The following is a 23,200-nucleotide window of genomic DNA, read 5'->3' as shown; positions in this document are numbered from 1 at the left end:
GATGCACGCCGAACTTTATACGGACGGAATCGAAGAAATTACCGTCAGCGGAACCATCGTCCGCATCGATCTAGTCAGTCAGTCACCGACGGAGCGTGACGCCAACAATGTTCCGAAACGCGTGTTTTCTCAGCGGTTGATCTTTTCGGTCGAATCCTTCGCCAATTCGGTCGACGTGATGCAGAAGGCGCTTCAGGGGCTGGTCGATGCGGGCGTGATCCGGCGGAATCAGCCAGCCGAGTCGCACAGCGGTGCGTCGGTCGTACGCGATGCGCTCGCCCCCAACACGCCACGGTCTCATAATGTCTCTTCGAACTTCCGGTGAAATCGACGCCGCTGGTGGCGCGAAGGACAAGGTTGCGGACCCGTTTGGATTGGCGACGCAGACGGCATTGGAATGCCTGTCCAAGACTGCCGGTCATCATGGCATCGACCTGCCGGTCGAGCGTCTGAAGCACGCCTATGCCGTAGCCGCTCCGCTCTCGCTGAATCTCCTGTTGCGCATGGCGAAGGATGCAGGTCTGCGTGCGAGAAGCACGAAGATGGATTGGGGGGCGCTCATTCGTCTCGGAGAAGCCTATCCGGCGCTGGCTCGGCTCACCAATGGCAATTGGATCGTTGTCCTTGGTGCGGGGCTGGGAGCTGAGGGCACCGAGGTCGTGAGCGTCTTCGACCCGCTCGCCGACCGCAAGCACGAGGTCTTGGTTGTTGACCGGGACCGATTCTGTGCCCAATGGTCCGGTGAAATCATCCTGATCAAGCGCGAGCAGTTGACACGGGATGGTCGGAGGAGTTTCGGCCTCCGCTGGTTCGTACCGGAATTGCTTCCTCAATGGCGACTGTTTAGAGACGTCGCCATTGCCGCCATCATGCTCTATGCGCTGGGCCTCGTCGTCCCGATCTTTTTCCAGCTCGTCATCGACAAAGTTCTGGTTCACGAGAGCTTCACCACGCTCTACGTACTCGCTGCTGGGGCGGCCGTCGCACTCGTCTTTGACGCGATATTTGGCTTTCTGCGGCGCTACCTGCTGCTTTATGCGACCAATAAGGTCGACATTCGAGTTGCTACAAAGACGTTCGGTCATCTCCTTGGGCTGCCGGTCACCTTCTTCGAGCACATGGCGGCGGGGGTCTTGGTCAAGCACATGCAGCAAGCGGCGCGCATCCGTGAATTTTTGACCGGACGACTGTTCTTAACCACCCTTGACGCGCTCTCCTTATTCGTCTTCCTGCCGGTACTTGCGCTCTACAGTGTCAAGTTGACGCTTATGGTTCTGGCTTTTACTGCCGCGAGCGGCGCTGTTGTCGGCCTGCTCATGGGCCCTTTCCGGCGACGTCTTTACGATCTTTACCAGGCGGAAGGTGCGCGGCAGGCTCTCCTCGTCGAAACAGTTCACGGTATGCGTACGGTGAAGTCGCTGGGGATGGAGCCCGTGCAGGGCAGGATCTGGGATAGCCGCTGTGCACAGTCGGTGACCATGCGATTCGGTGTTGAGAAGATCTCCGCCGGCGCCCAGGCGCTCACCGGATTTCTCGAGAAGATCATGACGCTTGGGATCATCGCCGTCGGAGCACTCGATGTCTTCGCTGGAGAAATGACAATCGGCGCCCTGGTCGCCTTTAACATGTTGGCCGGGAGGGTCTCCGGACCACTGGTCCAGCTCGTGACCATGGTGCATGAATACCAGGAAGTTGCTCTTGCCGTGAAAATGCTCGGCGAGGTGATGAATCAGAAGCCTGAGCGTGATGGTAAGAAAGATGGGCTGCGGCCCGACCTCGCCGGCAAAATCGAGTTCGAGAATGTTTCTTTTCGCTACGGAGCTGAGGGAGCACCGGCGCTTGATGATGTCTCCTTCGCCGTCGAGCCGGGTTCGATTTTCGGGATCGTAGGCCGGAGCGGTTCCGGCAAGACGACACTCACAAGGCTGATTTCGGGCATGTATCCGGTGCAGCAGGGGCTGCTCCGTATCGACGGATATGATTCAAGGGAGCTCGATCTGGCGCACCTGCGCCGAAACCTCGGAATCGTCTTGCAGGATAATTTCCTGTTTCGAGGGACGGTCCGCGACAATATCGCCTGCGTGAAGCGGGACGCGACCTTTGCCGAGGTCGTCGCTGCTGCGCAGCTCGCAGGCGCCGACGAGTTCATCGAGGGGTTGCCCCGTGGCTTCGACACCATGCTCGAGGAAGATGCCTCGAACCTGTCCGGCGGGCAGAAGCAGCGGCTCGCGATTGCGAGGGCCTTGATTGTCAATCCACGGATCGTGATTTTCGATGAAGCGACGAGTGCGCTCGATTCCGAAAGCGAAATGATCATCAGGCGCAATCTCCGCCGCTTGGCGGCAGGGCGTACCGTCATCATCGTCTCGCATCGGCTGTCAATGCTGACTGAAGCAAGCCAGATTCTGGTGATGGATCGCGGCCGAATCGTTGACGTGGATCGCCACGACCACCTCCTGTCGAAATGCACCATCTACAGGCATTTGTGGAACCAACAGATGAAGCAGATTGCATGAAGGAGACAAGGCAATCACGCGCGGACACGAAGCCGGACGGTCTGGTCCTGGCCAGAACGGTCGAGCGACGGCGCAAGCTATTCAGGTCAGTGCCGAGGCAAGCGCCTGCAATCGTCGAATTCCAGTCCGATGCAACCGAAGTCGAGCAGCAAGCGCCGCCGCGGATTGCGCGTCTCACTCTCTATAGTGTGCTTGCTGTGATTGCCTTCGCGGTCACCTGGGCATCCGTATCGCAAGTGGAGATGATCGTCACGGCGCAGGGAAAATTGACCACGATACGTCCAAACCTGGTCGTGCAGCCGTTGGAAACGTCGGTCATACGCGAGATCCACGTCAAGGCCGGTGATCGCGTCAACCGCGGCGACGTTCTGGCTACGCTCGATCCGACTTTCTCGCAGGCGGATTTCGATCAACTGCGCGGCAAAGTGGCTGGATTCGATGCGTCGATCGATCGCCTGGGCGCCGAACTAAATGGAACCCAATATTCCGTCACCGAGCTCTCGAATGCGGACCAGGTCCTGCAGGGCAAGTTGTTCTTGCAGAGGAGGGCCGCCTATGAGGCGCAGATCCAAAATTACGACGCACAGATCGCTTCCGCTCAGGCCAATCTTAAGACGGCGCAGAACGAAGAGGCGGTTCTCATTCAGCGACTCGACACGATGCGTTCAATTGAAGCTATGCGCACCACACTGATGGACAAGGAGGTCGGTTCGAGGCTGAACTTCCTATTGTCTCGCGATGCGCGGCTCGAGGTCGAGAGCAATTTGGCGCGCGTTCATGGAAGTATCGCCGATAGTACGCATCGGCTGGATAAGGCCCGGGCTGACCAGAAGGTCTTCGCCGAGGAGTTTCGTCGCACCACCTACCAGGAACTGGTGGAGACCGTCCCGAAGCGCAATAGCGCAGCTGAGGAATTGAAGAAAGCCGACCTTCGTCGGCAGCTGATCGTCCTGCAGGCGCCGGCAGATGCCGTGGTGCTGGAGATCGCAAACCGGACAGTCGGCTCGGTGGTTCGCGAAGCGGAAACGCTGTTTGTCCTGGTTCCTCGTGATGTGCCTCTCCAGGCGGAGGTCAATGTCGAGGGTCGAGATATTGGTCAGGTGGCGGTTGGAGAAGCTGTCCGCATCAAGTTCGAAGCGTTTCCTTTCCAGAAGTATGGAACTGCAACGGGCGAAGTCCGCGTCATCAGTCAGGACACGTTCTCGCCGGACCCGAAAGCCGAAGGTGTGCGCCGCGCGCCAGCTCCCTATTACCGCGTACTGGTCGATTTGTCCGACGCGCACCTTCGGCTGCCGCCTGAGCGCATTCAACTGATTCCAGGTATGGCCGTGACGGCCGAAATGAAAGTCGGAAAGCGCACCGTGATTTCCTACTTCCTCTACCCATTGCTACGCGGATTGGATGAAAGTATTCGGGAATACTAACCCGGCTTGGGATGGCGAATTGACCATGATCATTAGTTCGAATCTTGGGGTGAAGCTCGTGGTGCCGACGGCGGAGTGTAAGCTCTCGCAAAATTCACCGCTGGTGAACTATGCCCTCAAAGGGCTTGAACGTTGTTGGTTACCTGAACACCGCCGGTGGTCGCATATTTACCATCTTGATGGGCGCTCTTCGCCAAACGAGTCGGTACCAAACAGCGACGTATTTTATACCCTCAACGTTCTGCTCGGGATGTCGCGCGTCGCTGAGATTCCAAGTGGCATTGACGTGCCCGAAATATTCCGTCGGAACGTTCTGCTACTCACGAGGCTTCCGGTACGCAAGTACGCTTTCGGTATGGCGTTATGGACCGCCGCCGAGCTCGGCCTCCCAATACCGGAGTCGGTCAAATGCGAGCTGAGAGCCATTCTTGGCGATGAGTCCGGGTGGAGGAGCTTCCGTGCGCAAGATCTTGGCATGCTGCTCACGGGAATCGTGGCTCAGGCGAGGTTAGGCGATAACGAGTGGGTGCGTTACGCTAGACCGCTTTATCTTTTCCTGAAGGAACGCTTTCACAGCGAATCGGGATTGTTCTTCGATGCACCGTTCGCCTTTCGACGCCGTTTCTCGTCATTTGCGGCGCAGACCTACCTCTCAATCGCCTGCTATCAATATGGCGAATTCGCCGGTGACGCATCCGCGCTTGTCATGGCGGATACCTGTGTGCGCAACCTGATCGCGCTTCAAGGCCCACAGGGCGAATGGCCTTGGTTCTTCGACGCGCAGAGCGGCCGCGTCATTGATTTCTACGAAGTCTATTCGGTACATCAGTATGGAATGGCCCCGGCACTGCTGGAGTGGGCCGAGCGCTTCGGGCGGCGGGGATCGCGGGACGCGCTAGTAAAGGGTTTCAACTGGGTGTTTGGCCATAACCAACTGGGCCGGGCCATGCTCGTGCCTGAACTGAACCTGACCCTCCGCTCGCAGGTCCGCAAAGGTGAATCGACAACAAAGGCACCGCGGGTCTTGCGCGCGCTCAAGAACGCCTGGCTCGGAAACGGGGAGCGGCTGATCGACGGCGCTGACGTCGAAGTTCGGCTTGAGTGCCGCAGCTACGAACTGGGTTGGATCCTTTGGTCATTCGGCCGGCGTATCGACTTGCAGGAGCTGACCCACAATTATGCCTTTGGCGGCGCCTGACAGGATTGGCGTTTCGCTAACGGTTCCAAGCGACTGCTCGGCGGCCTCGTAGGTGCGAGAGCATCGTCACGGCGCGGTGCGCTCGGACCGCGCACAATACGCCAATGGCTTTGAGACGGACGCCGCTACCGTGTAGGCGGTCGCTGGTTAGGACAGTCACGGCGTTTGGCGCGAGTGACGCGAGGACGAGCAGAGCCTGCGCGATCCAGCGCAATTGCCAAATGGGCTTACCTTCCGCCATGTTGCGATAGTGCGCGATGTGTCGATCCCATTTGGCGTAGAGCTCCTGGAGAGAGCCCCGTGCCGGATGGAAGACGATCATTTCAGGGGTGTATCGAAATCGAAGTCCGGCGCGCAGCGCACGCTCCCCCCACTCCATATCTTCGGCCACATCAATGCCGGCGAAGGGGCCGACGCGATCGAAGTCGCGGCGAAACACCGCCATATTGCCAGTGCCGGAATAACCGTGGCGCTCGATATAGAGCTTGAAGCGATAAGCGAAGACGCTTTCGTAAGCCGCAATGCCGTCAAGCTCCGCATTTTCCGGCCGCCAAATGCGAACGTCGCCCCCGAGAACTGTGCCTGCCGGTGACAAGCGCAACCATCTCACCACACTGCTCAGCCAATCCGGATGGGCCTTACAATCGGCGTCGATGAAGGCGAGGATCTCGCCGTTGGCGGCAGCGACGCCTGCATTTCGCGCCGGGCCGGGACCTGGATGCTTTTCGTGCTGCAGCCGCACACCAGGATGACCAGCAACGACGTTCATTGGGGGCGTTGCCGAGCCGTTGTCCACCACGATGATCTCGAACGCGTGACGCGTCAGGGTCTGTGCGTCCAGGCTGCGCAAGCAGGCTTCCAGCGCATCATGCTGGTTGAGGTGGGGAATAACGACCGAAATCATCAGTTAATTCCTCCATTTAATCCTGTTAGATCTGCGGTCCACCCGGTCGCGCGGCCGCTCTCTCATTTTTGCGGAATTCGGCCGCCGTGCTCGATTTAAATCTTGCAATTAAATGTCGGTGACGTATTATATAAATATTAATCTAAAATGCAAACTTAAACCGGCCGGATTTTCTAGGAGATGGTTCCAATGCGCGCCTCGTTTCTGGGATGCCCCATCGACCTGCTGACAATGTCGGAAACCGTCGATCTTGCGCGCGGGGCCATGCACAGCCGGCGACGGCTGCAACATGTGGCGCTGAACGTCGCTAAATTCGTCAATATGCGATCCGATCCCGTGCTCGCGGCCGATGTGGCCAACAGCGACGTTATCGGCATCGACGGCATGGGCATTGCTTGGGGCGCTCGAGCACTCGGGCTTCCGGCGACGTCGCGAGTCGCGGGTGTGGATCTCCTCGCCGAGCTGCTCGTGGTATGTGCGCATGAAGGCTTCAAGCCCTACTTCCTGGGAGCCACTCCCGCCGTACTGCAGCAGGCCGTGCAAGTGGCGCGCGAGAGGCATCCTTCACTTGTCTTTGCGGGCTGGCACGACGGCTACTTCAAACGCGAGCAGGAGAATGACGTCGTCCGGGACATCCAATCCAGCGGGGCCGATTGTCTCTTCATCGGCATGCCAACCCCCCGGAAGGAGCGCTTTCTGGCCGCTTACCGCGATGATCTCGGCATACCTTTTATCATGGGCGTCGGTGGTGCATTCGATATTCTAGCAGGCGCTGTTCGGCGCGCGCCGATCCAGATTCAGAGGCTCGGCCTCGAATGGCTGTACCGCATCTATCAGGAGCCTGGGCGGATGTGGTGGCGATACGCCACGACGAACACGCTGTTTGCGGGCGTTCTGGCGCAAGCCCTTATCAGGCAGGCGCTGCGGCACCCGCTTGGCGCGCCCCGCGCCGTTCCGCCTGGTCCGAGCCGGATCGGAGGGTGAGGCGTGCATAAGCATTTTTTCATTCTCCTGGGAACCCGGCCGGAAGCAATCAAGCTCTTTCCAGTCATCAACCGGCTCAAGGCCGAGAAGCGCAAGGACGTCTCCGTAACGATCTGTGCGACTGCCCAGCATCGGCACTTGCTTGACCAAGTCCTCAAGCTGGCCAAAGTGATCCCGGATTTTGATCTGAACGTCATGACGACCGATCAGACTCTCGATCATCTGACCGCCCGGCTGCTCGGACAAATCGGCGAACTCCTCGAAAAGTTGAAGCCCACCAGGGTTATCGTCCAGGGCGACACAGCGACTGCCATGACGGGTGCGCTGGCATCCTATTATCACCGAATACCGGTCTCGCACATCGAGGCCGGGCTGCGCAGCGGTGACATCTTCGCGCCGTGGCCCGAGGAGGTGAACCGCAAGATCGTCGGCTCGATTGCCGACCAACATTTCGCCCCGACAGAGCGCGCGGCGCGCGCGTTACGCGCTGAAAATGTCTCGGATGACCGCATTCACGTTACCGGAAACACGGTGGTGGACGCTCTCATCCTCGCGAAAGCCATGGTCGAATCCGATCCACGACTCTCGTGCCGATGGGACGGCATCAAGAAGCGTCACGGCAATCGGCGCATCATCCTGGTGACCTGCCATCGCCGGGAAAATTTCGGAGGCGGCGTCCTTAATATCGTAAACGCGTTGGAGACCATTCTGCGGAGGGAGGACGTTGCCGTGGTGATCCCCGTGCATCCAAATCCGAATGTCCGCGACATGTTTGCGTCTCGGTTCTCGGACCATCCGCGGGTCGTCCTTATTTCCCCACAAGAGTATACAGATTTTGTGAGCCTGCTCGCGTTGTCCTATTTGGTCCTGACAGATTCGGGCGGCGTACAGGAGGAGGCTCCCACTTTCGGGAAGCCAGTCCTGGTGATGCGCGAGACAACCGAACGACCCGAGGGAGTAGAAGCGGGAACGGCGCGCTTGGTTGGTGCGAACTACGACAGGATTGTTGCGGAGACATTTCGCCTCCTCGACGATGACGAGACTTATGCAGCCATGGCGCGTTCGCACAATCCGTTTGGTGACGGGCACGCGAGCGAGCGGATCGTGAAGGTCCTTCTCGATGCCTGAATTTCAAAAGATCAACGTCATTGGACTTGGTTATATCGGACTTCCGACCGCGGCGCTGATTGCAAGCCGAGGGCTGCAGGTGGTCGGTATCGATACCAATGAGCGCATCGTCGACACCGTTGCATCTGGCAGAATTCACATCGCCGAGCCCGATCTGGATGGGCTTGTTTCCAAGGTCGTGTCGAGCGGTGCGCTCACGACGGCCAGACATCCGCAGCCGGCGGACGTGTTCATCATCGCAGTGCCCACACCGATCGATCACGAAAACCGTCCAGACTTGTCAAGCGTGAATGCGGCAGTCGACTCTATCGTAGATCTTCTCGCGCCAGGCAACCTTGTCATCCTTGAATCGACATCGCCGATTGGGACGACGGAAGTCATTGCAAAGCGGATCGTTGAACGCAGGCCAGAGTTGCACATTGGCGTCAACGGCAAGGAAGATGGAGCGATTTACGTCGCATACTGTCCCGAACGCGTGCTGCCGGGGCGGATCTTGACCGAGCTTATCAACAATGACAGGTGCATCGGCGGGATTACGCCAACCTGTACGCGGCGTGCTCAGCGCTTCTACAAAATGTTCGTTCGCGGCGCTTGCGTCGGTACTACGGCGCGCGCGGCAGAGTTGGTCAAGCTGACGGAAAACGCTTTTCGCGATACCAACATAGCATTTGCCAACGAACTTTCGCTGATTTGCGATAGGTTCGACATCAATGTCTGGGAAGTGATCGATATCGCAAACCGCCACCCTCGCGTAAACGTATTGCGGCCGGGACCAGGAGTGGGCGGGCACTGTATTGCGGTCGACCCCTGGTTCATCATCGACTCAGCGCCGGACCTCGCCCGTGTGATGCGAACAAGCCGAGAAGTGAACAACGCCAAAACGCAAAAGATCATCGAGCGCACAGAGGCACTGATCGACGATCATCCCTATGCGAACGTTGCCTGTTGTGGACTGACCTTCAAGGCGAATGTCGACGACGTGCGTGAAAGCCCGGCGATGGAGATAGCCATGCATCTCGCGGCAAAATACGGTGAGCGGATCAAGGTTGTTGAACCGAATCTGCGCCGTCTGCCTCCTGGGTTGGCCGATCATCGTGTCGCATTCGTGAATATCGAGGAAGCCCTGCGCAGTTGCGAGATCGCGATTGTCCTCGTCGATCATGATGAATTCAAAATGGTGCCGCTAGCAGAACGCCGGCACCTCGACGTCATCGATACGCGAGGCATATGGCAGGATATGCCGGCGCGGACATAACGTATAGGTGGCGTTAACTCACGAATGGATCGAGGTCAGTATGCGAGATAGCCAGCTGGGAATCGGGGTCGTGGGATATGGCTATTGGGGCCCTAATCTCGTTCGCAATTTCTCTATCAATCCGGCCGCCCGGGTCGTCAGCGTCAGCGACCTTGATCCAGGCAGGCTCGGCGCCATAAGGCAGGTTTACCCGGGGGTATCAACCACACCTCGATATGACGATCTGCTGAAGGACGCCTCGATTGATGCAATCGCTATAGCTACGCCCGTGCATACACATTACGAGCTGGCAATTGCGGCGCTAAGGGCTGGCAAGCACGTGTTGGTTGAGAAGCCCCTTGCGTCGAGCACGGAACTCGTGTCCCGCTTGATCGACGAGGCGGACCGGCGCGGATTGACGTTGATGGTCGATCACACCTTTCTCTACACGCCAGCGGTTCAGAAGATCCGTGAGCTGTTGCTGAAGGGAGAGCTTGGAGACATCTACTATTACGATAGCATACGCTCGAGCCTCGGGCTGTTTCAAAAAGACGTAAATGTGATCTGGGATTTGGCGGTGCACGACATCTCGATCATCAACCATATCCTCGATGAGGAACCGATCGCGGTCTCCGCAACGGGCTCGTGCCATGTTGCTGGTTCGCCGGAAAACATGGCCCACATCACATTGTTCTTCCCCAACGCATGCGTGGCCCACGTCAGCGTCAACTGGCTCTCGCCTGTCAAGGTACGCCAGACGTTCATTGGTGGCAGCAAGAAGATGATCGTCTACGACGATCTTGAGCCGACCGAAAAGGTAAAGGTCTATGACAAAGGAATTACCCTTGATAGGCCTCCCGAGAGTGCACATCAATTTCGGATCGGATATCGCGCCGGCGACATGTGGGCTCCGCATATCTCGCCTAAGGAAGCGCTGCAAACGGAGGTCGAGCATTTTATCGACTGCGTGCGCACCGGCGGACAGCCGATCTCCGGCGGGATGTCTGGGCTGCGAGTGATCGAGGTGCTTGAGGCGGCTTCGCGATCGATCGAAGAACAGGGCAAACCAGTCGCCATCAGGCAGTTGCTAGGCAGGCTACCGGAGCGGGCTCGGGCCACGGCTTAATTCGCGGCTTCGTCGTGGCTGTTCGCCCGTCGAGCCCCGCGACGGAGTTGCAATGAATTCAGTACAGCGTTCAGTCCTGTTTTCTGCAGTGGACCGTTATGCGGGCCTTGTGCTGTTCCTCGTCTCGACCGCCGTGCTTTCGCGGCTACTTACGCCGAGCGAGTTCGGGGTCTTCGCGGTTGTCAACGCTCTTACCGCCGTGATCGCAGCCGCTTTTCAGGAATTTGGCGGGGCGAATTACTTAATTCAGAAGCGTGAACTATCGCGCGGAACCGTTCGCACAGCGTTTACTATAACCTGGGCGATCTCACTCGCGGTTGCGCTGATCCTGTTGGCCTCGGCCGACATCATATCGCAACTGTTTGGGCAAGACGGTCTGAGGCGAGGTATCGAGGTTTCTGCGCTGAACCTTCTCCTTCTACCGGTCTCAGGAACGTTGGCCGCCTTGTTTCGCCGCGACATGCAGTTTGGAACGCTCGCGATCTGTAATTTTGCGAGCAACATCACGATCGCACTGGTTTCGATCGGACTGGCGGTAATGCACTTCAGCTACATGGCTCCGATCTGGGGCGGCGTGGCAGGGAGCGTGGTTCTCGCGGCCATGTTACTGAGCTCGTATCGGGATTTCGGTGTGTTGCGCCCTTCGCTGTCCGAATACCGAGACGTCCTCGAATTCGGTCTCTTTTCCAGCGGCGTCAGCGCCATCAATATCTTCTACAACCTTGCACCGCAGCTCTTCCTTGCGAAGATTCTCGATTTTACTGCCGTTGGTCTCTATAGCCGGGCGATAAACCTGACCCAGGTATTTGACAGGCTCGTCACGCAGGTGCTGAACCCGATCATCATGCCCGCGTTCGTGACGAGGCGTGCAGCCGGGGCAGATCTAAAGGGCGTATATCTCGACGCGGTCCAACTGCTTTCCGCCGTACAGTGGCCATTCCTCACTTTCATAGCGATTATGGCAAGGCCGATCGTTTTGCTGTGGCTGGGGGAAGCATGGCTGGAGGTAGTGCCGTTAGTGCGCATCCTTTGCCTTGCAAATTTGGCGCTGTTCGCTGCGTGCCTGACATATCCCGTATTCGTGGCAGTTGGGCGCGTGCGCGACGCGCTTGTCTCGTCTTTCATCTCGTTGCCACCATCGCTCCTTGCCCTCTTGGGAGCGTCCTTTTTTGGCGTGGAGGCAGTTGCAGCGTGCGCCTTGCTGACGTTGCCATTTCAAGCAGCAGTGGCGATATACTACCTCAGTCCGCATCTGGCCCTGCGGCCGGCCGAGTTTGGCCGTGCCCTGCTGAAGAGCGGTGTCGTCACGTTGGCGACCGCTTCGGGCACAGCCACCTGTGCGGTGTTGATCGAGGCGGGAATTCTTAATTTCGTTGTTGGCCTTGTATCAGCGTTGGTGGTCGCCGCCTTCTGCTGGCTGTGGGGATTGATCGTGACAGGTCATCCTCTGCTGCAGCAGCTTCGTGAAGCGGCGGCGGATCTCGCCGAGATGGCGCCCAGGCTGCTCTCGTCGCGCCCGGTACCGTAGGCTTGCTTGACTGTAGAGACAGGAAAACTGACATGCCAATAATTGACACCGAGCTTGGCCGCGATGTCCGCATCCTCCATTCGGACCTAGTCAACCTGTATGGTTGCGTCGTGGGCGACGAGAGCAGGATCGGATCCTTTGTCGAGATCCAGGCTGGGGCAAAGATAGGTGCTCGTTGCAAGATATCCTCGCACAGCTTCATCTGCGAGGGGGTCACAATTGAGGACGAAGTGTTCGTCGGCCACGGAGTGATGTTCACGAACGACAAATTTCCGAGGGCAACAAACCCGGATGGTCGTCCTCAGCAGGCTTCGGACTGGACACTGCAGCGCACTCATGTCGGCAGCGGAGCTTCCATCGGCTCGAACGTCACCATTCTGTGCGGTGTGACGATCGGTGCGGGTGCCTCCGTAGGTGCGGGTGCGGTAGTGACGAAGGACGTTCCGCCCGGAGCCATTGTCGCCGGAGTGCCGGCTCGGATTCTGTCCAGAGCTGAAAACATCGCTCTGAGCGAGCAAGGCTCGGTCACGCGTGCTTCATAACATTTGTAATTCGAAGATGCAGTTATCAAATTTAATACTTGATTAAATATAATAATACAGGTTTATTTGTTCTATTATTTATCCCCAATCCAAGGTCTTGAATGTCGATACCCTTCCTGGATTTGAAAGCCCAATATAGCCAGATCAAGCCGGAAATCGACGCGGCGCTAGCGAGGGTCGTCAGCAGCGGGCACTTTGTGCTCGGGCCGGAAGTGACGGCCTTCGAGGGACACTTTGCGAATTATTGCCGGACCGCCCATTGCCGGGCGGTGAACAGCGGCACTTCCGCGCTTCACCTTGCCTTGCTTGCGGCGGGAGTCGGACCTGGTGACGAAGTCATCACAGTATCCATGACGTTCGTCGCGACAACCGCGGCCATTCTCTACAGCGGCGCCAGGCCGGTGTTTGTCGACGTCGACCCGGTGACGTGGACGATGGACCCCGGCTTGATCGAAGCTGCGATAACACCGCGAACCAAAGCGATCGTGCCGGTTCACCTCCACGGGCTGATGGCCGACATGGATCCGATAATGGCGATCGCGCGTCGTCACGGTCTGGTCGTCATTGAGGACGCCGCGCAGGCGCACGGTGCGGAATACCGGGAACGCCGCGCAGGCTCGATTGGCGATCTGGGCTGCTTCAGCTTTTACCCCGGCAAGAATCTTGGAGCGTATGGCGAGGGTGGGGCGCTCGTAACCGATCGGCCTGACCTCGCTCGACGCGTGTCACTGCTGCGCGATTGGGGGCAGGAGGCGAAATACGACCACATCATCCCCGGATACAACTATCGTATGGACGAAATTCAAAGCGCAATACTGACCGTCAAGATGGATTACATCGAGCGCTGGACGGAAGCGCGACGGTCGCTCGCTGAGCGATACGATGCACTGCTTTCCGATCTCCCATTCGCGCGCCCACAGCCGCCTCGCTACACCCGTCACGTGTATCATGTCTATGCGGTCAGGTTGCAGCGCCGCGATGACGCGCTGACGCTGTTGCGTGATGCCGGCATTGGTTCCGGGATCCACTATCCCGTTCCGGTGCATCTGCAGAGAGCGTATGCAGAACTCGGCTATCGTGCCGGTGATTTCCCCGTCACTGAGATGCTGGCGAACGAGTTGCTCTCTCTTCCCATTTATCCGGAGATGCTGCTGGAACAAGCCGACGAAGTTGTCTCTACATTGAGGAACGCGGCGGCCCTGCGGCCCAGCGAAACCGTCAGCGACCAGGCGGAGAATCCACAAAGCGTCATGACATGGTCTCACAACAGGAGAGCGTCTTGATTGATCTCAAGGGAAAGCGCGTTCTGGTCACCGGCGGGGCAGGGTTCATCGGTTCCCATATCGTTGATTTGCTCTGCGACGAGGGCTGTATCGAGATTGTTGCCATAGACAACATGATCAGAGGCCGGCCGGAAAATCTCCGGCGCGCGCTCGGGCGCGGGCCGGTGAGACTGGTTCACGGCGACATACGCGATCGCAAGCTGATGGAGGCGCTGGTCAAGGCCGCCGATATCGTCTTTCACCAGGCCGCACTTCGCATTACCCATTGTGCAGCCGAACCACGGCTGGCGAAGGAGGTCATGGTGGATGCCACCTACGACCTGCTGGAGTTGTGCATCAAGCACGATATCGAGAAGATCATCGCGGCGTCGTCGGCATCCGTATATGGTATGGCCGAGGAGTTTCCGACGACCGAGCGGCACAATCCGTACAACAACCGGACTCTTTATGGGGCCGCCAAGGCGTTTAACGAAGGGCTCCTGCGGACCTTCAACGATGCATGCGGCCTCGACTATGTGGCATTCCGATATTTCAACGTCTACGGCAGCCGAATGGATATCCACGGACGGTACACCGAGGTGTTGATCCGCTGGATGGAGCGCCTGGAAGCCGGATTGCCTCCCATTATCTTTGGTGATGGCCGTCAGACCATGGATTTCGTCCACGTCCGCGACATCGCGCGTGCCAACATCCTTGCGGCCAGGGCAAAGGTTACTGATGAGGTCTTCAACGTCGGGAGCGGCACTGAAACCAGTCTGACCGAGCTCGCGATGGTGCTTGCGTCCGTGATGGGGCACCGCGGATTGACACCGGAATTCGCGCCGGAGCGCTCGGTTAATCCGGTGCCGCGCCGGCTGGCATCGACGGGCAAGGCGGAGCGTCTGCTGGGTTTCCGCGCTACGGTCTCGCTTGAGCAAGGGCTCGCCGATCTCGTGAAATGGTGGCGATCCGAACGCGATCTCGCTTCGGACCGCCAGCGGCAGGCGGCGGCATCGTGATTCCGATCGCGGCGCCGCTCCTGGCGGACGAAGAGGCTGACGCTGCGCGCGCGGTCGTGCTGTCGGGCTGGGTGTCGCAAGGCCCGCAGGTGGCGGCGTTTGAGCGCGAGTTCGCTGCACTTGTCGGCGCACCGCACGCCTGTGCCGTCTCCAATTGTACGACCGCCCTACAGCTCGCATTGGCCGCGTTGGATATCGGCACCGGCGATGAAGTGATCACGGTCAGCCACTCCTTCATTGCGACCGCGAACGTCATCCGGCATCAGGGCGCCATTCCGGTTTTTGTCGATATCGATCCCGAAACATACAATTTGGATTGCGCTCGGCTGGCGGAAGCCATCACTGAGCGAACGCGCGCGATCATAGCGGTCCATCAGATGGGCATGCCCTGTGATATGGCAGCGCTCATGGCTATAGCCCGCCGCCATGGGATCGCCGTGATCGAGGACGCCGCCTGTGCCGCCGGATCGCAGATCCGGATAGACCGGGAATGGGAGGCGATTGGCAAACCCCGTGGCGATATTGCGTGCTTTTCCTTTCATCCGCGAAAGGTGATCACGACTGGTGAGGGTGGAATGCTCACCACCGCGGATGCCGACCTTGATCGCAAGTTCAAGCTGCTGCGCCAGCACGGCATGAGCGTTCCGGATACGGTGCGTCATAACTCGTCGTCCGTGATCTTCGAGGAGTACGTTGTTCTCGGCTACAATTACCGAATGACCGATATGCAGGCCGCAATTGGGCGCAGACAGCTCGAGCGACTTCCAGAACTGGTAGCACGCCGGCGAGCGGTCGCCGCTAGATATGCCGAACAGCTTGGCAATCTGGAAGGCCTGCGGTTACCTACCGAGCCGGCGTGGGCCAGATCGAACTGGCAGAGCTATTGCGTGCGTCTCCCTGACCGCCTCGACCAACGCATCGTTATGCAACATCTCCTCGATAAGGGCATTGCGACCCGCCGCGGCATCATGTGCGCCCATCGTGAGCAGCCCTATTCAAGCCTCGCCCAGGGGCAGGATCTGCGTCAATCCGAACTTGCCCAGGATCGGTCGATCTTGCTCCCCATTTATGCACAGATGGACGCGGAGGATACCTTGAGGGTGGCCGATGCGGTGCGGGCAGAGTTGGAACGATGATCTCGGGGATCGCCCATCAGAAGGCATTGCGGCTTTTGGTCGTGATCGCGAGCTATGGGACTGCCAATGACGTCTACCTGGATCGAGTGATTAAAGAGTACCGGTCCATGTCGTTCGACGTGGACCTCGTAATCATATCCAACATTGACAAGAAGCCAGCCCAGGACATCGAGTGTATCGTTGGCCTTCCCAATAAGAATCCCTGGTCGCTTCCCTTCGCACACAAGGAGTTGTTTGCAGGGCGAATTGATCAGTATGATTTGTTCATTTATTCCGAAGACGACATCTTAATAACCGAAAGGAACATCAGATCGTTTCTTGACGTGACTTTAGCCTTGAATGAGGACGAAGTTGCCGGATTAATGCTCGTCGAGAAAGCGCCAAGCGGTGAACTAAATTACCCGCAGGCCCATGGCTCTTTCCACTGGGACTGCACATCGGTAAAGATCAGGGGAGATTACTACCTTGCTCATTTTACCAACGAACATGCCGCCAGCTATTTGCTCACCCAGCAGCAGCTTGCGAGAGCAATTGCGTCCGGCGGATTTCTGGTCGGACCTCACGAAGGCAAGTACGACCTGCCGTGCACTGCTGCGACTGATCCATACACGCAGTGTGGGTTCAAGAAATTGATCCCCATTTCCAATATTGATGATTTCTCGGCCCAACATTTACCGAATAAATATATCGACCGGCTCGGCATCGACCGCCACCAATTGGACTCACAACTGTCCGTCTTGATGCAGATCGCGCGTGAGGGAAAAAACGCGGCTCCGCTATTCAGTGTCGAGACTAGACTCTGGCATAACATGTATTCGAAAGACTATTACGAGCCGGCCAGGGACGAAGTGTTGTCCGGCGTACCGAAAAGCGCTGCCGTACTTTCGATTGGATCCTGCTCCGCGGCAAACGAGCGTCGACTGCTGGAGAGAGGGAACCGCGTGGTGGCTGTACCTCTCGACCCCGTTCTGGGCAACGGCCTGGCTCAGCTCGGGGCTGAGGTGGTGTTAGGAGACGTCTTAACGGCGAGAGCGAAAATTGAAGCGGAGCGATTTGACCGGCTACTTTTCGTCGATGTTTTGCAATTCGTCCGTGATCCGGCACATCTGCTCAGGCTATTTGTCGATCTCTTGGCGCCGGACGGAAGGGTGATCATAAGCACGCCAAATCGACCGTCTGTTCGTTACACCTGGGAATGCGCGAAGACCAGCAACGTCTTTCAGCGCTGGGGCAGCTTCGAGGCAGTAGGGATCCACAACACGACAGCCGGAAAAATTCAAAGCTGGTGTGCGCGGGCCGGTCTGGCGATCGAGAGGATTGAAAGGTGCGCTCCGCATCCAACCGGGCCGATGTTGCAACTCCTGTCTCCCATACTTGCGCCCGATCTTGTTGCGACCGCCACAAGGCGTGAATCGCGAAAGCCGTTCTTTGGCGAAGATCACGGAATGGGGCAAATGGAGGTTTCCAGAAGGAGCGTCGTTCAATGAGCTTGGAGGCCGCCAAAAGAATTGAAATGAGTGAAACGCAGCGACACGCCGGCGTTACGCATGGCTCGGCTACCAAAAACTACTATAGCCGCTCTCGCCGCGAGATTCGGTCGTTGCTGCCCAGCCGCGCCTCTCGGATACTCGAAGTGGGACCTGGCGCAGGCTTCACACTGATGTGGCTTAAGTCGATCTACCCCGCTGTCACGACATGCGGTGTCGAGCTTAATCCAGCACTTGAGGCCGACCTGCAAGAGCATGCCGATGTCGCGATTATCGGAGACATCGACCATTTGATATCACAGGTCGCTAGCAAGTTCGACCTGATCTTGTTGCTTGATGTCCTTGAGCATGTCCCGGACCCAACTCGTACGCTTCAGGCCATCACCAGAAACCTCCTCATGGATGGTGGGCGCGTGATTGTTTCTGTCCCAAACATCGCGCATCTGAGCGTGACTCTTCCCCTGCTTTTCCAACGCAGATTTGCATACGCAGATTCTGGAATTCTTGACCGCACCCATCTAAAGTTTTTTGTCGAAGACACCGCCGTTAAGCTTCTCAATGATGCAAATCTGATCGTCAAAGACGGTCTGATGACGGGCCTTGAAGGTCCCAAATCCAATATGTTGGATAGAGTTACACTGGGGTTCCTGACCCATCACTTGGCAAAGCAATACATTATGGCGGGTGAGCCGACTGGTGACCGTACCGCGCAACCGAAGGTCGGTTGGAAGAAGAGCCGGCTGATCAGTTAGCGGGAACGGTGACTGCGAAGCGCGCAATATCCGTCGAGAGCATCAACTACGGGCGACCACGATCCGCGAATTCACTCTTGATCATAGGTCTTGAAATCGCCCCAAGAAGGACCTCGGCATGCCGCTTGGAACATATGAACGGATCGAAGCGGATTTTTGAATCCGCAGACAATTGTCCGCGTACTCTTGACCAATAGTCTCTGTGTAAGATGACCGAGCTCATGGCCGAGACGAGTTCATCCTTATTTTTTTGTGGCTGAAATCGCATAAGGCTCGAACTATGCCAATTCGCGCTTTCGGGATCGCCAACCGGGTTCGCCACAACAAATCCACGACTGCCGTCCATGCCGAGTTGCTCACGCGCACCGCCGACGTCACTTACAATTGTGGGCAGCCCCGCGCTTAAGGCTTCCATGGAGGCCAATGACCATCCCTCGAAAAAGGAGTTCAGAACAAAGCAATCAGCGGCGGCAAGCAGGATGGACGGATCCGGAAACGAGTGCCGGAGGTGAATCCGATCCCTGCAAGGCATTTTGTCGCGAAGCGTACGCACTTGGCGCGTGTATACAGCATCGTCCAGGCGGCCGGCGATCAGCAGATGTGCCTTAGGATTATTCTCTGCGACTTCGGAAAAGGCCCATACCAGGCCGTAAGCATTCTTCTGAACGGTATGACGACCGAGCGAAAGAAAAAGAAATTCGTCATTGAGGCCTAGCCAAGCCCGGGCTCTCGGCCGGTTCACCAAGGGGCGGTGTGTCTGGTTGAACGCATTGGGGATCGTGATAACCGCGCTATCAGAATAGGACGGATTGCCCGATAGGTACTGACGCCTCACGAGCTCGCTTACCGCGACAAAGCAGGTAACGAATTTCGATCTCTGGCGCTCTTCCTTCCAATTCGTGCTTATAGGAGTTGGAATGCCGTGGAGCGTTTCCACGACTGGAACGCGGCCGTCACTAGCCGCCTGCAAGAGCCAGCCGGGCGGATCGTGCGCGCTGACGACGTCAGGACGGTTCGCTTCCATCCATAGGCAAGCGTCGCCTGGCGAGGCGGCAACAACCGCTGTGCCTTCCCTCTGCAACGCCGTGAATAGTTGTCCGACGGGCGCCGACGATGAATGTGCGCACATAACCGTGACGCGAAATCCGAAGTGGGGCAGGCGCCGTGCAAGAAAAGCAACAAATTCGTCGAGGCCGCCGGCGTCGAGCACCGGAGTGACGATGAGGCAATGTATACTGCCTGGCGACACAAGGAATTCGTTTGGATTCGGCAGGCTACTGGTCGGGATCGAGGCGGGCGCCGCCGGTGCATTCGGCGCGACGATCGCATCGCATGGTACGAGTGGCTTCGACCAGTCGTCGACAATGTCGTCACTTCCAGAGGCCAGATCGCTGCCAATGAACAGCTTCTTTGCGATACGCCTCACGCTTCGTGGCAGCCGCCAGGAGTTTCGTTGTGCCCAAAGTGTCGCACGGCCCACTAAAGAAAGGTCTTTGTGACTGAGACCCGTCATGCGTTCGAATGCCGCCCGTTTGGATTTCTGAAGCCAATAATTAGCACGGAAAATAAACATTTAAACTATATATTGCACAAAGCCAAAATATATAAATAATGCCGTATCGTCTTTTGACGCAATTGATGAACGGTCGATCTGCAGTGGGTAAGCACATTGCGACGTGCGCTAAGGAATCATGGAAAACACTTGCCAGAGACCTTTGGCGGAAATGGAGGCGCTGTGAGTTCCGTCGATGCGATCGTTCCCTGTTATCAGTATGGGCATTTCCTCAAGGAATGCGTCGACAGTCTATTGAAGCAGTGCGGACCCGAGTTGCGGGTGCTGATTATTGATGATGCGTCGACAGACAATACTCCCCAAGTTGCACAAGATCTGGTTCGTGCTGATTCGCGGGTCGAATTTCGCAGGCATTCTACCAATCAAGGCCACATCGCCACCTTCAATGAGGGGATCGTCTGGGCCGCTGCAGATTACATGATTCTGCTATCCGCGGACGATTACCTGATGCCTGGTGCGATTGAGAGGTCGACGAGCCTGATGGATGAGAACCCGTCCGTCGGCCTCACGTTCGGCGGCGCGGTCGCGCTTTATCGAGGTCGCGAAGAGATCGTGGCACTGCCTCGGGCACTGGGAGGTGGCACAAAGATACTATCCGGCCGAGATTTCATTAAAATCGGGGGCGCCAGAAATATAGTGGTGGCGCCGAGCGTAGTGGTGCGAACGAGCCTGCAGAAGAAAGTGGGCGGATACTTGCCGGATTTGACGCACAGCGGTGATATGGAGATGTGGTTGCGGTTCGCAGCGCATGGTCCGGTCGGCTTTATCGATGCGATCCAGGCTGTGTATCGACGACATTCAACCAACATGTCAGGCGGATATTCGGCAGAGCAGGACTTCCTTCAACGCAAACTGGCGTTTGAGCATTTCCTAGATAGCTGCTCAGTGGTGCTTCCGGACGCGAATGATCTTCGGTCCTGGTTAATGGACAATTTGGCGCTCGACGCGATCAGTTGCGCGAGCCGGGCCTTCAATGACGGAGACGTCGAGTTATCGGAACGCCTTTCGGCGATTGCGTCAAAGCTGAATCCCAAGGTCACGAGATCGCGCCGTTGGTGGCTTCTCGCCTGCAAACGGCAGCTGGGACCGCGCGGATGGCAGTTGCTGCGGCCCGCTATCGAGCGGCTGAGGACGCCGTAATCGGCTCTGCGGTTTCCGGGCTGCTTTAGAATTGGCGTGTCGGACCTGACTGCGTATTGCTTGTGGTGCTGCGGCTAAGTAAGCCCTCGCGTTCGATCGTTTCGCAAGGGGTTAGACCTGGTACATCGAGAACTCCCGCAGCGACGCCCTAATGCCGATGCATACTCCCCAAAATATCCAGAGGTAATTCCAGTAGTGGACCGTCAGCCCGGTAAACATGAGCGTCACTATCGCGATGGTGAACGCGATGCGCAGATCTGGCGCGCTGGGATCCTCAATTGCGCCCATGAAGCGACTTTTTGCCGGTAGGGCGCTCGCAATGTTTGTCAAGACAAGAAAGAAAATCATTGGAAGTCCGAACCGAAGCGCAAACACCAGCCACACCGAGTCGACCGTGGTATCGAGAATGTCGTGATTGAGCGGGCCGAATGCGTATCCCGTGAAAGGAGACTCCATAATCTTTTGTGTAGCTGCGTCCCAGATCAACATTCGAAAATATCCCGACACCGGATCGAAGGTCAGGTGGGAGATGATCCAGCCAAGCGGGTGATTGGCAACGGCCATGATCACGACCACGATCGTAACCAGACACAGCTGCAGCGCGCGCCAGCGTCCAGAATATTCTTTCAGTGCCGTATCATAAAGGTATAGCATCAGGACAATGAGACACGACAATAGGGGCGCGGAGGACAACGACAAGAGACAGCCGAAAACACAAAGACTCGCCCAAAGCATCTTTGACAATGGGCGTTGCTCCGAAAACAGGAAGATGCCGCAAGCGACAGTGCAGTAGGTGCCCAACAGAATTGGGTGGTCAAACGTCGAGGCGGCTCTTACCCAATACAGCCTGAAGTCGGGCGAGAGCGGTGCGTAGCTGCCGAAAGCGGCAGAAAACGTTTCTTGAACAATGAGCCGGCCCGAAAGGTTATCGAAAAACGCCAGCAGGACGATGTAAGCAGTCACAATCTTGAATGGCTTGATGAAGGTGTAAATTGCCGCCGGTCCGAAGAAAAACCCGCGCGCTACAGTGTAACCACCCAGAAACTCGAGGCTCTCTGCGCCGGTCGATGAGATCGCACCCGGGCCGCCCGTGTAGTAGGCGGCTGCGAACATCCATGCTGCGACGGCACATGCAAGATAGTCCGAGGCGAGCGTGTGACGACCGGTCCTGGCTAGTCTTGCCACCGCAGGTACTATGAGGAGCAGGATACCGATCCGGCCTACCGTCAATTTCGCATCGGCGAGGTACAGTTGGACTTGTGCCGCAGGCAGAATGAGTCCAATCAGTACTAGCCAAGCCGGCAGCGTGCTGCATCGCTCAGAGGCCCTCGGCAAAGCCGTATCTGTCAGGCCGAACTCGCCGCCTGCAACCGTGACGCTCATGAGAGAACCGCCTTGCCCGGTGACCCCGCTTCGACCTGAACGCGGCGGCTGTGATCGCCACTCAAATACCACGTGAAAGTGACTGAACGCGGCGCCAATCCCCTCACGAAACGTCCGTTCTGAAAGACGTACGGCCGATAGCCGATTTCGGAAACGAATTCCGAAATCCCGTCCGATGCAAAGGCGCACATCAGCGCTGGCTTGTGCCGCCTCAGCGTCTGCTCCGACCCTTGCAGGATTTCCAACTCGGCTCCCTGAGCGTGCACCTTGATCAGGGAAGGCGACATGGCAAAGGAATCGAGCGTGCGACATTCGATCCTGTGTTCGCCCACGGTTAACTTGGACTGATCGAAGCGGTACATGCGGCCGGAATCGCTCAGCCACTCGGTAGCCGCCTCGCGGGAGGTCGCCGCCATGCCATCGCAAACCCACCAGCCGTATGAGGGAACGAAGAATGTAATGGTGCCCGGCTTGGCCCCTAGAGCGCAGGCGAAAATCGAGACGGACCTATCGCCGGAGAACCGAATTTTAAGTCGCTCGGCCGAGACAGGTTCGGGTTCGAAGGCGACGATGGTCGATTGCGGCCGGAACCTCTTGAACGCGTGAATGCTTTGTCCGCGGTTCGCCCCGATGTCAATGATCACACCATCAGCCCTGGTGGTCCACGTAGAACCCCTGTACTCGGGTTTCGCAAGGTATGAAGCCGCCGCGTCCTTAAATGCAAATCGCGCGGCGGCAACGCCGGGGATGTTCGCATATGCGAAGCGGGCAAAAGGCTTCAAATTCATAACGATAGGGCCTTCCGAGGCAGAGGTTACAGGCGGTCATTCAATATTTCAATATTAAATAAAGTAAATCGGATTG

At 57.6% G+C, this 23,200-nt stretch carries 20 protein-coding genes; 16 read left to right on the top strand and 4 right to left on the bottom strand.

Features of this window, described 5'->3' with window-relative positions; all coding sequences use genetic code 11:
• Nucleotide 1: 1 nt before the first annotated feature.
• Genes IVB27_RS13240 through IVB27_RS13225 form a run of 4 tightly spaced genes read left to right on the top strand, consistent with a single transcriptional unit; the run spans nt 2 to nt 5,138 of the window.
• Entirely contained in the window at nt 2-325 is a 324-nt protein-coding gene (locus IVB27_RS13240; protein ID WP_247443995.1) for a hypothetical protein, read from the top strand.
• Nucleotides 303-2,516, top strand: a complete 2,214-nt coding sequence (locus IVB27_RS13235; RefSeq protein ID WP_247443994.1) for a peptidase domain-containing ABC transporter — start codon at nt 303-305, stop codon at nt 2,514-2,516. The genes IVB27_RS13240 and IVB27_RS13235 overlap by 23 nt, the downstream gene beginning before the upstream one ends.
• Nucleotides 2,513-3,940, top strand: a complete 1,428-nt coding sequence (locus tag IVB27_RS13230) for an HlyD family type I secretion periplasmic adaptor subunit (RefSeq protein ID WP_247443993.1) — start codon at nt 2,513-2,515, stop codon at nt 3,938-3,940. Before IVB27_RS13235 ends, IVB27_RS13230 begins: the two co-directional genes overlap by 4 nt.
• Nucleotides 3,941-3,965: 25 nt before the next feature.
• Nucleotides 3,966-5,138 carry a hypothetical protein gene (locus IVB27_RS13225; RefSeq protein WP_247444037.1) on the top strand — a complete coding sequence of 391 codons (1,173 nt, stop codon included), beginning with the start codon at nt 3,966-3,968 and terminating at the stop codon, nt 5,136-5,138.
• A 16-nt stretch (nt 5,139-5,154) separates the two neighbouring features.
• On the opposite strand, the gene IVB27_RS13220 is transcribed toward IVB27_RS13225, so the two are convergent.
• On the bottom strand, nt 5,155-6,042 hold the full coding sequence (locus tag IVB27_RS13220; protein WP_247443992.1) for a glycosyltransferase family 2 protein: 888 nt from the start codon (nt 6,040-6,042) through the stop codon (nt 5,155-5,157).
• Between the two features lie 189 nt (nt 6,043-6,231).
• On the opposite strand from IVB27_RS13220, the gene IVB27_RS13215 reads away from it, so the two are divergent.
• The 11 genes from IVB27_RS13215 (at nt 6,232) to IVB27_RS13165 (ending at nt 18,240) form a co-directional block, all read left to right on the top strand.
• On the top strand, nt 6,232-7,026 hold the full coding sequence (locus tag IVB27_RS13215; protein WP_247443991.1) for a WecB/TagA/CpsF family glycosyltransferase: 795 nt from the start codon (nt 6,232-6,234) through the stop codon (nt 7,024-7,026).
• 3 nt (nt 7,027-7,029) lie between these two features.
• Nucleotides 7,030-8,154 carry a non-hydrolyzing UDP-N-acetylglucosamine 2-epimerase gene (wecB, locus tag IVB27_RS13210; protein ID WP_247443990.1) on the top strand — a complete coding sequence of 375 codons (1,125 nt, stop codon included), beginning with the start codon at nt 7,030-7,032 and terminating at the stop codon, nt 8,152-8,154.
• On the top strand, nt 8,147-9,409 hold the full coding sequence (gene wecC / locus IVB27_RS13205; RefSeq protein ID WP_247443989.1) for a UDP-N-acetyl-D-mannosamine dehydrogenase: 1,263 nt from the start codon (nt 8,147-8,149) through the stop codon (nt 9,407-9,409). Before wecB ends, wecC begins: the two co-directional genes overlap by 8 nt.
• A gap of 40 nt (nt 9,410-9,449) precedes the next feature.
• On the top strand, nt 9,450-10,514 hold the full coding sequence (locus IVB27_RS13200; RefSeq protein ID WP_247443988.1) for a Gfo/Idh/MocA family protein: 1,065 nt from the start codon (nt 9,450-9,452) through the stop codon (nt 10,512-10,514).
• Nucleotides 10,515-10,566: 52 nt separating this feature from the next.
• Complete coding sequence (locus tag IVB27_RS13195; RefSeq protein WP_247443987.1) at nt 10,567-12,042, top strand: oligosaccharide flippase family protein; 1,476 nt, start codon at nt 10,567-10,569, stop codon at nt 12,040-12,042.
• 32 nt (nt 12,043-12,074) lie between these two features.
• Nucleotides 12,075-12,584 carry an acyltransferase gene (locus IVB27_RS13190; RefSeq protein ID WP_247443986.1) on the top strand — a complete coding sequence of 170 codons (510 nt, stop codon included), beginning with the start codon at nt 12,075-12,077 and terminating at the stop codon, nt 12,582-12,584.
• Nucleotides 12,585-12,685: 101 nt separating this feature from the next.
• On the top strand, nt 12,686-13,867 hold the full coding sequence (locus IVB27_RS13185; protein WP_247443985.1) for a DegT/DnrJ/EryC1/StrS family aminotransferase: 1,182 nt from the start codon (nt 12,686-12,688) through the stop codon (nt 13,865-13,867).
• Complete coding sequence (locus IVB27_RS13180; RefSeq protein ID WP_247443984.1) at nt 13,864-14,865, top strand: NAD-dependent epimerase/dehydratase family protein; 1,002 nt, start codon at nt 13,864-13,866, stop codon at nt 14,863-14,865. Before IVB27_RS13185 ends, IVB27_RS13180 begins: the two co-directional genes overlap by 4 nt.
• Nucleotides 14,805-16,001: a DegT/DnrJ/EryC1/StrS family aminotransferase gene (locus tag IVB27_RS13175; protein ID WP_247443983.1), complete on the top strand. Its 1,197-nt coding sequence runs from the start codon at nt 14,805-14,807 to the stop codon at nt 15,999-16,001. Before IVB27_RS13180 ends, IVB27_RS13175 begins: the two co-directional genes overlap by 61 nt.
• On the top strand, nt 15,998-17,488 hold the full coding sequence (locus IVB27_RS13170) for a class I SAM-dependent methyltransferase (protein WP_247443982.1): 1,491 nt from the start codon (nt 15,998-16,000) through the stop codon (nt 17,486-17,488). Before IVB27_RS13175 ends, IVB27_RS13170 begins: the two co-directional genes overlap by 4 nt.
• Nucleotides 17,485-18,240, top strand: coding sequence for a class I SAM-dependent methyltransferase (locus IVB27_RS13165; RefSeq protein ID WP_247443981.1), 756 nt, complete (start codon nt 17,485-17,487; stop codon nt 18,238-18,240). The genes IVB27_RS13170 and IVB27_RS13165 overlap by 4 nt, the downstream gene beginning before the upstream one ends.
• Nucleotides 18,241-18,286: 46 nt before the next feature.
• Here IVB27_RS13165 and IVB27_RS13160 read toward each other — a convergent pair whose 3' ends face one another.
• Nucleotides 18,287-19,813, bottom strand: coding sequence for a glycosyltransferase family 4 protein (locus IVB27_RS13160; RefSeq protein ID WP_247443980.1), 1,527 nt, complete (start codon nt 19,811-19,813; stop codon nt 18,287-18,289).
• Between the two features lie 162 nt (nt 19,814-19,975).
• Here IVB27_RS13160 and IVB27_RS13155 point away from each other — a divergent pair, with 162 nt between their 5' ends.
• Nucleotides 19,976-20,953: a glycosyltransferase family A protein gene (locus IVB27_RS13155; RefSeq protein WP_247443979.1), complete on the top strand. Its 978-nt coding sequence runs from the start codon at nt 19,976-19,978 to the stop codon at nt 20,951-20,953.
• A gap of 111 nt (nt 20,954-21,064) precedes the next feature.
• Here IVB27_RS13155 and IVB27_RS13150 read toward each other — a convergent pair whose 3' ends face one another.
• On the bottom strand, nt 21,065-22,336 hold the full coding sequence (locus IVB27_RS13150) for an O-antigen ligase family protein (protein ID WP_247443978.1): 1,272 nt from the start codon (nt 22,334-22,336) through the stop codon (nt 21,065-21,067).
• Nucleotides 22,333-23,124: an FkbM family methyltransferase gene (locus tag IVB27_RS13145; protein ID WP_247443977.1), complete on the bottom strand. Its 792-nt coding sequence runs from the start codon at nt 23,122-23,124 to the stop codon at nt 22,333-22,335. The genes IVB27_RS13150 and IVB27_RS13145 overlap by 4 nt, the downstream gene beginning before the upstream one ends.
• Between the last annotated feature and the right edge of the window lie 76 nt (nt 23,125-23,200).

The organism is Bradyrhizobium sp. 197 (assembly GCF_023073375.1).
GTDB lineage: Bacteria > Pseudomonadota > Alphaproteobacteria > Rhizobiales > Xanthobacteraceae > Bradyrhizobium.
This window is presented reverse-complemented; position numbering and strand designations above follow the sequence as displayed.